This window comes from Caulobacter sp. 05T431 (genome assembly GCF_056665975.1).
Window position 1 is genome coordinate 131,075 of the sequence record NZ_JBFTKU010000007.1, and the last position, 14,738, is coordinate 145,812.

Here is a 14,738-nt window from a genome sequence, read left to right on the forward strand (position 1 = left end):
CGCGCCACTAGGTCATGCKAGCGGCCCTCGGGGCCGCCGGGCGCGTTCTGGGCTTAGGCGGCCTGGCTGAGGGCGGCGGCGTCCTGGCTGGTGAGCAGGCGGCCCAGGTCGAAGATCACGACGAAGCCGCTCTTGCCGCCGCCGGTGTCCCGGCGCACGACGCCCTGGATGTATTCCGAGCGCCACGGCACGCCGATGTCGGGCGCGCCCTCGATCTGGTCCTCCGAGAACGAGACGACCTCGATCACCCGGTCGGCGATCAGGCCCAGCGACAGCAGGCGGTCCTCAAGCGGCACGTCCAGCACCAGGATGCGCGTGGCGCCGGTCGGCTCGACGGCCGGCAGGCCCAGCTTCAGGCGCAGGTCGATGGTCGGCGTGCCGCGACCGCGCACGTCGGTCAGGCCCTTCAGGTAGTCGGGCCCTTCCGGGATCGCGAACGGCGCCTGGTAGTCGAGGATCTCGCGGACATGGGCCACCGAGACCGCGAAGACCTCGGCGCCCAGGCCCAGGGTGACGAACTGACGATCGACGGCCATCAGGCGTACTCGCGGAAGTCGGCGTCGTCGGCGTCCGGGCCGCCGTTGGTCAGGTCCAGGGCGAAGCCGCCGGCCCGGGCCTGCTGGGCGGCGACCGTCTGGCGAGACGGGCTCGCGGCGGCCGGCTTGCGCGCCGCGGGGGCGGCCGGACGCTTGGCGGCCGGGCGGGCCGCCGGGCGACGCGGGGCGGCGCCGTTGGTGTTGGTGTTGGTGCGGAAGTAGGCGATCGAGGTCTGCAGCTCCTCGGCCTGGGCGGCCAGCTCCTCGGAGGTCGCCGACATCTCTTCCGAGGCGCTGGCGTTCTGCTGGGTCACCTTGTCCAGCTGCTGGATGGCTTCGTTGATCTGGGCCGCGCCGATGTCCTGCTCGCGGCAGGCGGCGCTGATCTCGGCCACCAGCTCGGCGGTCTTGCGGATGTTGGGCACCAGGCTGGTCAGCATCTCGCCGGCCGACTGGGCGGCCTTGACGGTGTCGCTGGAGACCGCGCCGATCTCGGTGGCGGCGGTCTGGCTGCGCTCGGCCAGCTTGCGGACCTCCGAGGCGACCACGGCGAAGCCGCGGCCGTGCTCGCCGGCCCGGGCGGCCTCGACGGCGGCGTTCAGGGCCAGCAGGTCGGTCTGACGGGCGATCTCCTGCACGATGGTGATCTTCTCGGCGATGGTGCGCATCGCCTCGACGGCGCGGTTGACCGCCTCGCCGCTGAGTTCCGCGTCCTTGGCCGACTGGCGGGCGATCTTCTCGGTCTGGGCGGCGTTGTCGGCGTTCTGCTTGATGTTGGAGGCCATCTCCTCCATCGAGGCCGAGGCCTCTTCAGCGGACGAGGCCTGCTCGGTGGCGCCTTGCGACACCTGCTCCGAGGCGGCCGACAGTTCCTGCGAACCGGCCGAGACGTTTTCCGAGGCCGAGATCGCGTCGCCGACCACGCCGCGCAGGCGCTCGATCATCACGTTCACATGGCCCAGCAGGTCGGCGATCTCGTCCTTGGTGGTGATCTCGACGGTCTTGGTCAGGTCGCCCTCGGCCACCGAACGCACCGCGTCCGAAGCCCGGTTCAGGCCCTTGCTGACCGCCATCGAGATGTAGATCGCCGCGCCGGTCGCGATCAGCAGCGAGATCGCCGCCAGGACGATCAGGCTGGTGCGGACCTGGGCGAAGTCGGCGTCGGCGTTGTTGGTGGCCGTGTCCATCTGGGCCTGCGACAGCTCGACCAGTTCCTGCACCTGGGCCGAGGCTTCGAGCACCGCCTTGCGACCCTCGCCCATCGAGACCGCGGCGGCCTCGGCGTCCTTGTTGGCGATGGCCAGGGCGTAGACCTGCTCATGCGCGGCGATCATGCGCTCCCAGGCGTCGCCCAGGGCCTGCCACTTGGGCTTGCCCTCGGCGGTGGCCAGGCCTTCGGCCTTGGCCAGCAGGGCGGTGAAGCCCTGCTTTTCCTTGGCGATCGAGGCCTCCAGCGTCTTCACCTCCTCGGGGGTGTCGACCAGGACCATGTTCTTCTCGGCCCGCACCACGTTGAGCATGTGGATGTTCAACTGCTGGGCGGCGCGCAGGCGCGTGGCCGGGCCGTCGACTAGCGCGTTCATGTCGCGGTTGGTCGACGACAGGCTGTTGATGCCGAACAGGGTCGCCGCCAACAGCAAGGCGATGATCACCCCGAAGGCCAGGCCCAGCTGCAGTTTGATCGTGAAGCGCATGATCTTGTCCCCTCGACGTGATCAGGTGGATCGCCGGTCGGCGGTCCTCAGTATTCGGTGAATTCGCGGTCGTCGGCGTCCGGGCCGCCCTGGCTCAGGTCCAGGGCGAAGCCCTGGGCCCGGGCCTGCTGGACGGCGACGGCGCGCGGCGCGGTCTTGCGGGCCGGAGCCTTGGCCGCGGCGACCGGCTTGGCCGCCTTGGCCGGCAGGCGCACCACCGGGGCCGTCGGCTTGCGCGACGCCGAGCCGCCGTTCGACAGGCGGAAGTAGGCGATCGAGGCCTGCAGCTCCTCGGCCTGGGCGGCCAGTTCCTCGGAGGTGGCCGACATCTGTTCCGACGCCGAGGCGTTCTGCTGGGTCACCTTGTCCAGCTGCTGGATGGCCTCGTTGATCTGCGAGGAGCCGATGTCCTGTTCGCGGCAGGCGGCGCTGATCTCGGAGACCAGCTCGGCGGTCTTGCGGATGTTGGGCACCAGGGCGGTCAGCATCTCGCCGGCCGACTGGGCGGCCTTGACCGTGTCGCTGGAGACCGCGCCGATCTCGGTGGCGGCGGTCTGCGACCGCTCGGCCAGCTTGCGGACTTCCGAGGCGACCACGGCGAAGCCGCGGCCGTGCTCGCCGGCCCGGGCGGCTTCCACGGCGGCGTTCAGGGCCAGCAGGTCGGTCTGGCGGGCGATCTCCTGCACGATGGCGATCTTCTCGGCGATGGTGCGCATGGCCTCGACGGCGCGGTTGACCGCTTCACCCGACACCTCGGCGTCCTTGGCCGACTGGCGGGCGATCTTCTCGGTCTGGGCGGCGTTGTCGGCGTTCTGCTTGATGTTGGAGGCCATCTCCTCCATCGAGGCCGAGGCCTCTTCAGCGGACGAGGCCTGCTCGGTGGCGCCTTGCGACACCTGTTCCGAAGCGGCCGACAGTTCCTGCGAACCGGCCGAGACGTTTTCCGAGGCCGAGATCGCGTCGCCGACCACGCCGCGCAGGCGCTCGACCATGCGCTGGAGGGCGATGCCCAGGGTGTCGCGGTCCGACAACGGCTTGGTCTCGACCGTCAGGTCGCCGTCGGCCACCTTGTCGGCGATGGCCGCGGTGGCGCGCAGGTTCTCGGTCATGCGGTTGACCGTGTCGACCAGGTCCTTGATCTCGTCGTTGGTCGTGACGTTGACGGTCTGGTCCAGGTCGCCCAGGGCGACGGCGTTGGCCAGGTCCGAGATCTTGGACAGGCCCTTGCTGATGGTCATCGAGATCCAGAAGGCGGCGGCGCCGGCCAGGATCAGCGAACCGATCACCACGCCGATCAGGAAGTTGCGGGCGCCGGCGAAGGTCTGGTTGCCCTCTTCGTCGGCCGCCTTCAGCGCCGTGGTGTTGTAGGCGACCAGGTCGTCGACGCGCTGGGTGACGGCGTTGGTCAGCGGACGCTGGACGGTCGACATCATGCCCACGCCCTCGGCGCGGCGGCCGGACATGATGGCGTCGCGCATCTTCAGGTCGACCGCGGCATAGGCTTCCCAGTCCTGCTGCAGCGCGTTCCACTTGACCTTGGCCTCGTCGCTCGTGGCCTTGGCGATGCCCTCGGCAATCAGCGACTGGGTCTGCTTGCGGGCCTTGTCGGCCTTGGTGTTCTGGCCGGTCAGCTCCTCGTTGTCGGTCGCCAGCGCCATGTTCTTCTGGGCGCGGGTGATCTGCAGCAGCGAGATGTTGGCCGCCTGGGCGCGTTGCAGCTGCGCCATCGGGCCCACGATCATCGCGGTCTGGGCCGAGTTGATCTTGTTGAGGCTGTTGATGCCCAACAGGGTCGAGGCCGTCATCAGGACGATGAGCAGACCGAAGGCCAGGCCGAGCTTGAGTTTGATCGTGAAGCGCATGGTGGGTTTCCCGCTCAGGCTTGGAGCGCGTTGATGGGGGTGACGTTGGCGGTCGACTGACCGCGCGCGGCGAAGATCTGGTCGAGGTCGGGGATGACGATCACGTCGCCGTCCCGCCGCGCCAGCAGGCGGATGAAGTCCGACCGCCACTTCAGCCCGACCCGAGGGGCTTCCTCGGTGACGGACCGGTCGATGGCGGTAACTTCATGGACCTTGTCCGCGCGCAGGCCGATCAGGGTGGCCTCGCCGTCCAGGTCGTATTCGATGACCACGATGCGGCTATCGATGGTGGGTTCCGCGGTCTCCATGTCGAAGGCGACGCGCAGGTCGACCAGGGGGATCACCCGGCCGCGGAAATTGATCACGGCGCCGACGAACGGCGGCGCGCCGGGCACGCCGGTCTCGGGCAGCAGGTCCAGCACCTCGCGCACCAGCCCCGCCTCGAGGGCGAAGGTCTCGCCGCGCAGGTCGAAGGTCAGGGCCTCGATGGCTTCAGTGGGGGTTTCGGCGGTCATGTCCGGGCCCTTCATCAGCTGGCGGCGCGCAGTTGCGCGTCCTGGCGTTGGCCGGCGGCCACCAGGTGGGCGATGTCGAGGATCAGGGCCACGCCGCCGTCGCCGAGGATCGTCGCGCCCGAGAAGGCGCCGACATCGGCATGGAACGGCGACAGCGCCTTGATGACGGTCTGGTGGTCGCCCAGGATCTGGTCGACGACCAGGCCCACGCGGTCCTGCCCCCCGGCCTGGCCGGTGGAGACCACCACGATCTTCTGGTGGGGATCGGGCTCCAGGCCCGTGGCGAACATCTGGCGCAAGCGGATGAACGGCACCAGCTGGTCGCGCAGGGTGATCAGGCTGCGGCCCGTCGAGCGGACGTCCTGCTCGACCGACAGCTCCACGCATTCCTCGACCGAGGCCAGCGGGATCACGTAGCGGCCCGTGCCGACCCGCACCAGCAGGCCGTCGATGATCGCCAGGGTCAGCGGGATGCGCAGCGAGACGACCGAGCCGGCGCCGGGGGCGCTGGTGATCTCGATCGAGCCGCGCAACCCTTCAATGGTTCGCTTGACCACGTCCATGCCGACGCCGCGGCCCGACAGGTTGGTGATCGCCGCCGCGGTCGAGAAGCCGGGGGCGAAGATCAGCTGCAGCAGTTCGTTGTCGCTCAGCACCTGGCCGGGCTGGATCAGGCCATTCTCCTCGGCCTTGGCGCGGACGCGGGCGCGGTCGACGCCGCGGCCGTCGTCGGTGATGGTGATCACCACCTCGGCGCCGGACTGGCGGGCGGCCAGCACGATGTGGCCGGTCTCGGGCTTGCCGGCGGCCAGGCGCTGCTCGGGCGTCTCCAGCCCGTGGTCGGCCGAGTTGCGGATCAGGTGGATCAGCGGGTCGGCCAGGCGCTCGATCACCGTCTTGTCCAGCTCGGTGGTCTCGCCCTCGGTCGACAGCTCTATGGTCTTGCCCGTGTCGCGGGCCAGGTCGTGGATCAGGCGGCGGAAGCGGCCGAACAGTTGGGCGATCGGCACCATGCGGACCACCATCATGGTGTCGCGCATCTCCGAGGCCAGGCGCTCGATCTCCTCGGCGACGGCGCGCAGGGCGATGTCGCTGCTGGAGGCGGCCAGCTGCTTGAGGCGGGACTGGGCGATGACCAGCTCGCCCACGCGGTCCATCATCTCGTCCAGGCGCTCGGCCGGGACGCGCACGGTGTCGCCGCCGGCCTTGCGGCCCTCGTTGGCGGCGGCCTCGACCGGGGTCGCGGCGTCCTGGGCGGCGGCGGCGATCTCGACGGTCTCGACGACGGCCTCGGCCTGCGCCGCGGCGTTCAGGTCCTGGATGTCCAGGGTCATGTCGTCGATGACGAAGATGAAGACGTCCTCGATGGCGTCGCGGCCGTGCTTGGTGACCAGGGTCACGTCCCAGGCCAGGTGGCACTCGGTGGGGACCAGGGCGTCGAAGTCGGGGACGGCGTCGGTGACGGCGACCACCGCGCACTCGCCCAGCTCGCGCAGCTCGTCCAGCAGCGGCAGGGGGCGGGTGCCGTTGACCAGGGCGTCGGCGGGCAGGCTGAAACGGACGCGCCAGCGGTTCAGGCCGGGCTCCGACGGCGCGGGCGCGGCGGCGGCGGGGGCGCCCGCGGCCTCGACCACGCGGCGCAGGTCGGCCAGCAGGGCCTCGCCGGCCTCGGCCGAGGCGGGACGGCCCTCGGCCAGGGCGCGCATGTGGTCCTGGGCGGCCAGGACCGCGCCGACCAGCTCGGGCGTGGCGGCGACCTCGCCCTTGCGGACGCGGTCGAAGGCGGTTTCGCAGTGGTGGGTGAAGGCGGCCAGGGCGTCGAAACCGAACATGGCCCCCGACCCCTTCAGGGTGTGGAGGCCGCGGAAGACGGCGTCGACCAGGTCTCGATCCCCGGGACGATGCGCCAGGTCGAGCAGGCCCTGCTCGATCTCCTCCAGCAGGTCCTGGGCTTCCTGGCGGAAGGTCTCGATGGGATCGAGGCCGCTCACTTGGCCAGGACCTTCTTGACGACCCGGACCAGCTGTTCGGGGTCGAAGGGCTTGGTCAGCCAGCCGGTCGCGCCGGCGGCCTTGGCCTGCGCCTTGATCTCGGCGTCGGATTCGGTGGTCAGGAACAGGATCGGCACGCCGGCGCCGGCCGGGCGCTGGCGCAGTTCGCGGATCATCTGCAGGCCGTCCATGACCGGCATGTTCAGGTCGGTGACGATCAGGTCGAAGCCGCCGGCCGAGCCCTTGTCCAGGCCGTCCTGGCCGTTCACCGCCTCGGTGACGGCGTAGCCTTCGCCGCTCAAGGCGATCTTGATCGCCTGACGGATGCTGGCGGAGTCGTCCACGGTGAGGATCGAAGTCATTGGGCGTTCCCTTGCAGCCAGAACCGCGTGCGCTCGGAGGTTTGATCGTCGAGGAAGCCGCCGCGTCGCAGCACTTCCAGTACTGCGCCGCCGGCGGGCTGACGCAGCGTAAGGTCACGTCCAGTCTCGGCGGCCTTGCGGCGCGCGGATTCGAGCAACTGGACGAAGGTGAGGTCGATTTCGCTGACGCCCTCGATGTCCACGACAACGGGGCCGTCCTGTCCAAAGACGGCTGCAAGCTCCGCGTGAGCTTGCGAAATACTGGCGACCGTCAGGTCACCGGCAAATGACACCAGGTTGTGTTCGTCGCCCGACAATAAATTCAGCCCCCGGAATAAATAAATACCGCCGTTATCCGAGATATTTATCTATGTGGAAGCTTGTGAGGGCGCGATTAAATTAAGGTAAACAGGACAACCTGCGGGGGAGCGACAATTTGTCCCTGCTCGCGCGAGGCGTCGACACGACCTCGCGCCTAACGCGTCCCAGCGCCGAAACCCCAGGAAATATCGGAGCTTGCGGGCGCCGCGCATTGACCGCGCGAGGTCGCGACCAGGGCTTCGCCGTCGAGCCAGGGACCGAAGCCGGCGGCGAGGTACAGACAGTCTGGGAATTATTGTCGCTGGACGCCGACAGCCCCCTGGCGGCCCGGAAGGGACTCGAACCCCTGACCTTCGCTTTAGGAAAGCGCTGCTCTATCCTGCTGAGCTACCGGGCCGCGCTTGCGCGGGTCAGGGTGCATAGCGCAAGTTTCCGGGCGTGCGAACCCCGGGGCGGAAAAGCTTCACGGGTCGCCACGGCGTCGTTCAAAAAGGGGGATACGCCATGGGTCTGCTGCGGCCGCTGAAGACGCTCTATGTCCAGGTGCTGATCGGCATCGCCCTGGGCGTGCTGGTCGGGGCCCTGTGGCCGGACGTCGGGGTGCAGCTGAAGCCGCTGGGCGACGCGTTCATCAAGCTGGTCAAGCTGGTGATCGCTCCGGTGATCTTCCTGACCGTCGCGGGCGGCATCGCCCACATGGGCGACATCAAGGCGTTCGGCCGGGTGGGCGTGAAGGCCCTGGTCTATTTCGAGGTGGTCTCGACCCTGGCCCTGTTCGTGGGCCTGCTGGTCGGTCACATCCTGCAGCYGGGCCACGGCTTCAACATCGACCCGGCCCACCTCGATCCCAAGATCKCCGCCGGCTACCTGGAGAAGGCCCATCACGGCGAGGGGCTGGTCCCCTACCTGCTGCACCTGATCCCCGAGACCTTCTTCGGCGCCTTCGCCGAGGGCAACCTGCTGCAGGTGCTGGTGATCGCCGTCCTGACGGGCTTCGCCTGCACCCGCATGGGCGAGTTCGGCGACCGGATGGCCGTCGGCATGAGCGACTTGGCCCGGCTGTTCTTCGGGATCATCCACGTGGTGGTCAAGCTGGCCCCGCTGGGCGCGTTCGGGGCCATGGGCTTCACCATCGGCAAGTACGGCGTGCACAGCCTGATTCAGCTGGGCGCCCTGGTGGCCACCTTCTACGTCACCGCCCTGATCTTCGTGCTGGTGGTGCTGGGCGCCATCGCCTGGGCCTGCGGCTTCTCGATCCTGAAGTTCCTGAACTACATCCGCGAGGAGCTGCTGATCGTGCTGGGCACCAGCTCGTCGGAAAGCGCCCTGCCCCAGCTGATCGAGAAACTGGAGCGGTTGGGCGCGAAGAAGTCCGTCGTCGGGCTGGTGGTGCCCACGGGCTACAGCTTCAATCTCGACGGCACCAACATCTACATGACCCTGGCCACCCTGTTCCTGGCCCAGGCCACCAACACCCACCTGAGCTTCCTGCAGATGGCCAGCCTGCTGGGCGTGGCCATGCTGACCTCCAAGGGGGCCAGCGGGGTGACGGGCGCGGGCTTCATCACCCTGGCCGCCACCCTGGCGGTGGTGCCCGACATCCCCATCGCCGCCCTGGCGGTGCTGGTCGGGGTGGACCGGTTCATGAGCGAGTGCCGGGCCCTGACCAACTTCGTCGGCAACGGCGTGGCCACGCTTGTGGTGGCTCGTTGGGAGGGCGCGCTGGATCGCGACCGATTGTCGCGGGAGCTGTCCCAAGGCCCCAACGCCTCGCGCCTTGAAGTCGTTGAGGAACTGCCCGCCGGCTGAACGGACGGCCCTCCCGACGGGTCGCGGATGACCGCGTTCGACGAGCGTTAAGGATAGACTCCACCTTGCCGCGACATCGACCGATGCTAGGCTGGCGGCTCGGGGACACGCGTATCTGGGACGCCCAAGAGTGCTAAACGTCGCGAACGCCGAGCGTTCGGAACAGGCCGACCACGCCGCCCTCATCACCCTGGTCGAAACGATCGAGGCGCTGTCGGCCACGCGCACGATCGAGGATGTCGCCGCGGTCGTCCGCTCGGCCGCCCGGCGCATCTCCGGCGCCGACGGCGTCTGCTTCGTGCTGCGCGACGGCGACCTGTGCTGGTACCTGGACGAGGACGCCATCGGCCCGATGTGGAAGGGCCAGCGCTTCCCGATGACCGCCTGCATCTCCGGCTGGGCCATGATCCACGGCCAGACGGTGGTGATCCCCGACATCTATCTCGACGACCGCATCCCGCACGACGCCTATCGCCCGACCTTCGTCAAAAGCCTGGTGATGACGCCGGTGCGCGCCAAGGACCCGATCGCCGCGATCGGCGCCTACTGGGCCGTGGGCCAGACGCCGTCGGTCGACACGGTGATGAAGCTGGAAGCCATGGCCCGGGCCACGGCGGCGGCCATCGAGAACGCCAACCTCTACGCCTCGCTGACCGAGGCGCTGGAGCGGCGCACCTTCTTGCTGCGCGAGCTGGACCACCGGGTGAAGAACACCCTGGCCTCGGTGCAGTCGATCGCCCGCCAGACCCTGCGCACCGCCCCCTCGCCGGCCGACTTCGCCGAGAGCTTCGAGTCGCGGCTGATGGGCCTGTCGCGGGCCCACGAGCTGCTGACCCGCCGCGCCTGGGGCCGCACCGACCTGCGCGACGTGGCGGAGGCGGCGCTGCAGCCGTTCGGCGGCCTGGACGATCCGCGCTTCTCGGCGCGCGGCCCCGCCCTCTCGCTGTCCCCGGAAACGGCGGTGGCGCTGCACATGACCCTGCACGAGCTGATGGTCAACGCGGCCAAGCACGGGGCGCTGACCGCGGCCAGCGGCCAGGTCACCGTGGTCTGGCGCATCGAGGACGTGGACGGCGTCCCCAGCCTGGTGCTGGAATGGGTCGAGCGCGGCGGCCCGCCGGTGTTCGTGCCCAAGCGCCAGGGCTTCGGGACCAAGCTGCTGGAGCGCGGCGTGGCCCGCGACCTGGGCGGCGAAGCCAGCCTGACCTACCAGCCCAAGGGCCTGACCTACTGGCTGCGCGCGCCGCTGTCCGACCGGATCGTGGCGGGCCCCAGCACGAGGACGCCCGAATGACCCACCAGCCTCCGCGCATCATGATCGTCGAGGACGAGGCCCTGGTGGCCCTGATGGTCGAGGACCTGCTGACCGACTTCGGTTGCCAGATTTCCGGCTCGTTCGGCGCGGTCGACGACGCCCTGGCCTACCTGAAGGACGCGGTCGCGCCGCCGCCGGCCCTGGACGGGGCCGTGCTGGACGTCAACATCGGCGGGACCATGGTCTTCCCGGTCGCCGAGCGCCTGCGCGCCGCCGGCATCCCGTTCGTCTTCGCCACCGGCTACGGCGCCCTGCCGCGCCAGGGCTTCGAGGACGTGGTCGTGCTGAACAAGCCGATCAATCCCGTCCTGCTGAAGGACGCGGTCGAGGCGTTCGGCAAGGCCGCCTAGCGGGGCCCGCCTGGTCTGGGCCCGCCCGCGATGTTGAAAAACCGTCATTGAACCTGAATAGACGCGTCACCTGAAAACAAGCGGCGCTGCGGACGCGAGTCCTAGCGGCGGCGCTGAAAATCAGGGGATCCGTAATGTTGCAGAAGTCCGCCGCCAGCCTGCTGGCGATCGCCGCCTGTCTGATGTTCGCCAGCCAGGTCCAGGCGGCCGACACCCCGCCGGCGGACGCTCCGGCCGCACCGGCGGACAGCAACGAGGTCGACCAGATCGTCGTCATCGGCAGCGGCCAGACCCGCTCGGTCTCGACCCTGCTGCCGGAAAGCCTGGAAGTCCTGCCGCCCGGCTCCAGCATCCAGAAGGCCCTGAACTTCCTGCCGGGCGTCAGCGCCCAGTCGATCGACGCCCTGGGCGTCAACGAGCAGTCGCTGTCGCTGCAGGTGCGCGGCTTCAACACCACCCACCTGGGCTACACCCTGGACGGCATGCCGCTGGGCGACGGCGCCTACAACAACTACAACGGCCTGACCATCAGCCGGGCCCTGATCTCCGAGAACCTGGGCCGCGCCGACCTGGCCACCGGCATCGCCGGACTGGGCATCGCCTCGACCAGCAACCTGGGCGGCGCGCTGATCTACACCTCCAGCGATCCGCACAAGGACTTCGGGGTCTCGGCCAACGGCACCCTGGGCAGCGAGGACTCCGCGCGCACCTTCCTGCGCATCGACAGCGGCGAGCACGGCGGCCTGTCGGCCTATCTGTCGGGCCAGTACAGCCAGCAGGACCTCTTCGTGAACCAGGGCGCCTGGAACAAGTCGACCGGCAAGCAGCTGAACGGCAAGCTGGTCTACCGGATGGGCGAGGTCGCCAAGATCACGGCCTTCGCCGACGTCTCGCGCACCAACCAGGCCGACGACGCCTACCTGTCCAAGGACATGCTGGGGCGCCTGGGCTGGGACTGGGCCGGCTATGCGCCGGACTGGCAGTCCTATCTGGGCGTCGCCTACTRCTCGGTGACCGCCCCGACCGCGCCGACCAAGTGCGTGCCCGCGTCGTCGCCGCAGAAGAACGCCGACGTCACCTTCACCAACGGCCAGATCCTGCGCAACGACGAGCTCTACTACCTGGCCGGCGACTTCAACATGACGCCGTCGTTGCTGGCGCACGTGCAGGTCTACCACCACGCCGACAAGGGGGCGGGCAACAACTGGATCGCCGGCTGGTCCACCCAGGGCACGACGTCCACCGCCGACGACGTCCCGGTCCAGATCCGCGACACGCGCTACACCATCGACCGCACCGGCGTGGTCGCCAGCCTGGGCTGGACCGTCGGCGCCCACCACATCCAGGGCGGCCTCTGGCTGGAGGACAACACGAGCAGCGCCGCGCGCTACATCTGGACCAACGTCACCGGCCCCTTCAGCCTGGCCCAGTTCCTGGACGACGACGGCACGCCCAACACCGCCCAGTGGGTGCAGCAGACCGACTGGACCACCCAGCAGTTCTATCTGCAGGACACGGTGACCCTGCTGGACGACGCCCTGAGCATCGATTTCGGCTTCAAGAGCACCGACGCCAAGTCGGACGCCCAGGCCATCCGCGGCGTCGCCCTGGCGGCCCCGCCGGCCTCCAGCCAGTTCGCCAGCGGCGTGCTGCACGCCAAGGACAACTTCCTGCCGGAGGTGGGCGCGCACTGGCAGGTCGCGCCGGGCCACGAGCTGTACGCCAGCTACGCCGAGAACATGGCCATGTTCCAGGGCGGCTTCAAACTGGGCCCGCAGTCGGTCTCGCAGGCCGTCTGGGACGCCCAGGGCAAGTACCTGAAGCCCGAGACCTCCAAGAGCTTCGACGCCGGCTATCGCTTCGTCAGCGGCCCGCTGCAGGTCTCGGTGGCGGCCTATCACGTCAAGTTCGACAACCGCCTGCTGCAGTACAACCCCTGCCCCACCAACCAGCAGCAGAACCCCGGCTGCGGCAACTCCTTCCACAACGCCGGCGGCGTGACGAGCAAGGGCGTGGAGCTGGGCGCGCTGTGGAAGCCGCTGTCGTGGCTGACCTGGTACAACTCGGCCTCGTACAACAAGTCGACCTATGACGAGAACCTGAACTGGTGCACCACCACCTGCGTGATCAAGGCCACGGCCGGCAAGCAGCAGGTCGACACGCCCAAGACGATGCTGGCCAGCGTGGTGACCGTGAAGCGTGACGGCTTCTTCGCCTCGCTGCAGGGCAAGTACACCGGCCGCCGCTACTACACCTACACCAACGACCAGAGCTTCGGCGGCTACGCCACCTTCGACCTGGGCCTGGGCTATGACTTCGGCGCCGTGGGTCCGACGAAGGGCGTGAAGGCGACGCTGAACGTCACCAACCTGACCGACGAGCGTCACGCCTCGAACTTCGACAGCAGCGTGTTCGCGCCGGACGACGCGGCGGGCAGCATCCTGGTGTTCCACTCGTCGGCGCCGCGCCAGTTCTTCGCCACGATCGGCGTCGACTTCTAGGCGGATGCGCACCGCCCTCATCCTGCTGACCTGGCTCCTCCCCGTCCTGGCGGCGGCGGAGGAGCCGATCGTCCGGCCGCACCTGGACGCCACACAAGGCCCGCGGACCGTCACGCTGGGCGGCCAGGCCTTCGTCGACCAGGGCCTGGTCGGCGCCGGCCGGCTGCCGGCGGGCACCGTCGACTTCCTGGGCGACACCCTGGGCTCGTTCTCGTCGCTGCAGGTCGCGCCGGGCAGCTGGAAGCGGGTGGGCGACCACTATGAGTGCGTGGTCTGGACGCTGCCGGACCGGGGCCGCAACGACCCCACCGCCAACCTGTTCTTCGACTATCCGGCGCGGCTGGAACGCCTGCGCCTGAGGTTCACGCCCGGCGACCGCAAGGTCGAGCTGGTCCCCGACGGCGGGCTGGAGCTGCGCGACTTCGACGGCAAGCCGTTCACGGGCGCCGATCCGGGCGCGGGGACGCTGGTCGAACGCGGCGTGACCCTGCCGGCTCCGGCCGCCGGCGTCGGCGCCGGCAAGGTGTCGCTCGACGCCGAGGCCCTGCAGTTCACGCGCGACGGCGGCTTCTATGTCGGCGACGAGTACTCGGCCAATGTCTATTTCTTCGACAAGAACGGCCGGCTGACGGGGGTCATCACGCCTCCGGCGGCGATCGCGCCCCGGAGCGACGGCAAGCCCGACTTCGGCTCGCTGAAGCCGCCCAAGACTGGCCGGCGCAACAACCAGGGGCCGGAAGGCGTGTCGCTGTCGCCCGACGGCCGCACCCTGTTCGTGGCCCTGCAGAGCGCCCTGATCCAGGACAGCGCCGCCGGCGAGGCCGCCGGCCGCGTCAACACCCGCGTGCTGGCCTACGACGTCAGCCGCGACCCGGCGCCGGCCAGGCCCGTCGCCCACTATGTGATGCGGCTGCCGGCCTACACCGCCAAGGCCGACGGCGGCGCGCCTGACCGCACCGCCGCCCAGAGCGAGATCCGTGCGCTGGACGGCCACCGGTTCCTGATGCTGTCGCGCGACGCCGCCGGCGTGGGCGCGGCGGGCAAGGCGCCGATCGTCTTCAAGAGCATCCTGCTGGTCGACGTCGCGGGCGCCACTAACCTGGCCGGCGGCGCGTACGAGACCACCACGACGTCGGTGCTCAAGGACCCCGCAGACACGACGCTGGCGCCGGGGATCGTCCCGGTCCAGGCGGTCGAGCTGGTGAACCTGCTCAATCCCGCCCAGCTCGCCCGCGTCGGGCTCAGCGTCGAGGCGCTGTCGGAGAAGTGGGAGGCGATGGACCTGGTCCCGACGCTGGAGCCGGGCCGGCCGGCCGACTACTTCCTGCTGGTCGGCAACGACAACGACTTCATCGCCCGCGACTGCCGGATGTCCGGCCAGGCCTGCGGTTCGGACATCGACAACGACAGCCGGATCCTGGTCTACCGCCTGACCCTGCCGTAGGGGGACCCCTTCTCCCCTTGCGGGAGAAGGTGGCCTGC

General features: G+C 69.5%; 12 protein-coding genes and 1 tRNA gene. 5 read left to right on the forward strand and 8 right to left on the reverse strand.

What is annotated here, in order from left to right; all coding sequences use genetic code 11:
- Positions 1-53: 53 nt before the first annotated feature.
- The 8 genes from AC1U89_RS08825 to AC1U89_RS08860 form a co-directional block, all read right to left on the reverse strand.
- Positions 54-536 carry a chemotaxis protein CheW gene (locus AC1U89_RS08825; protein WP_479899347.1) on the reverse strand — a complete coding sequence of 161 codons (483 nt, stop codon included), beginning with the start codon at positions 534-536 and terminating at the stop codon, positions 54-56.
- Positions 536-2,230 (reverse strand): methyl-accepting chemotaxis protein, encoded by a 1,695-nt coding sequence (locus AC1U89_RS08830; protein WP_479899348.1) that lies wholly within the window; start codon positions 2,228-2,230, stop codon positions 536-538. The genes AC1U89_RS08825 and AC1U89_RS08830 overlap by 1 nt, the downstream gene beginning before the upstream one ends.
- A gap of 47 nt (positions 2,231-2,277) precedes the next feature.
- Positions 2,278-4,092, reverse strand: coding sequence for a methyl-accepting chemotaxis protein (locus tag AC1U89_RS08835; protein ID WP_479899349.1), 1,815 nt, complete (start codon positions 4,090-4,092; stop codon positions 2,278-2,280).
- Positions 4,093-4,106: 14 nt separating this feature from the next.
- Entirely contained in the window at positions 4,107-4,607 is a 501-nt protein-coding gene (locus AC1U89_RS08840) for a chemotaxis protein CheW (RefSeq protein WP_479899350.1), read from the reverse strand.
- Positions 4,608-4,621: 14 nt separating this feature from the next.
- Complete coding sequence (locus tag AC1U89_RS08845) at positions 4,622-6,598, reverse strand: chemotaxis protein CheA (RefSeq protein WP_479899351.1); 1,977 nt, start codon at positions 6,596-6,598, stop codon at positions 4,622-4,624.
- Positions 6,595-6,960, reverse strand: coding sequence for a response regulator (locus AC1U89_RS08850; RefSeq protein ID WP_029908153.1), 366 nt, complete (start codon positions 6,958-6,960; stop codon positions 6,595-6,597). Before AC1U89_RS08850 ends, AC1U89_RS08845 begins: the two co-directional genes overlap by 4 nt.
- Entirely contained in the window at positions 6,957-7,277 is a 321-nt protein-coding gene (locus AC1U89_RS08855) for an STAS domain-containing protein (protein WP_479899352.1), read from the reverse strand. The genes AC1U89_RS08850 and AC1U89_RS08855 overlap by 4 nt, the downstream gene beginning before the upstream one ends.
- 324 nt (positions 7,278-7,601) lie before the next feature.
- Positions 7,602-7,678: transfer RNA gene (locus AC1U89_RS08860), tRNA-Arg, on the reverse strand.
- Positions 7,679-7,803: 125 nt separating this feature from the next.
- On the opposite strand from AC1U89_RS08860, the gene AC1U89_RS08865 reads away from it, so the two are divergent.
- The 5 genes from AC1U89_RS08865 (at position 7,804) to AC1U89_RS08885 (ending at position 14,700) form a co-directional block, all read left to right on the forward strand.
- Entirely contained in the window at positions 7,804-9,090 is a 1,287-nt protein-coding gene (locus AC1U89_RS08865; protein ID WP_479899407.1) for a dicarboxylate/amino acid:cation symporter, read from the forward strand.
- 130 nt (positions 9,091-9,220) lie between these two features.
- Entirely contained in the window at positions 9,221-10,384 is a 1,164-nt protein-coding gene (locus AC1U89_RS08870) for a sensor histidine kinase (protein ID WP_479899353.1), read from the forward strand.
- Positions 10,381-10,755: a response regulator gene (locus AC1U89_RS08875; protein ID WP_479899354.1), complete on the forward strand. Its 375-nt coding sequence runs from the start codon at positions 10,381-10,383 to the stop codon at positions 10,753-10,755. The genes AC1U89_RS08870 and AC1U89_RS08875 overlap by 4 nt, the downstream gene beginning before the upstream one ends.
- Positions 10,756-10,889: 134 nt before the next feature.
- Positions 10,890-13,256, forward strand: a complete 2,367-nt coding sequence (locus AC1U89_RS08880) for a TonB-dependent receptor (protein ID WP_479899355.1) — start codon at positions 10,890-10,892, stop codon at positions 13,254-13,256.
- 4 nt (positions 13,257-13,260) lie between these two features.
- Positions 13,261-14,700 carry an esterase-like activity of phytase family protein gene (locus AC1U89_RS08885; RefSeq protein ID WP_479899356.1) on the forward strand — a complete coding sequence of 480 codons (1,440 nt, stop codon included), beginning with the start codon at positions 13,261-13,263 and terminating at the stop codon, positions 14,698-14,700.
- The last annotated feature ends 38 nt before the right edge of the window (positions 14,701-14,738 follow it).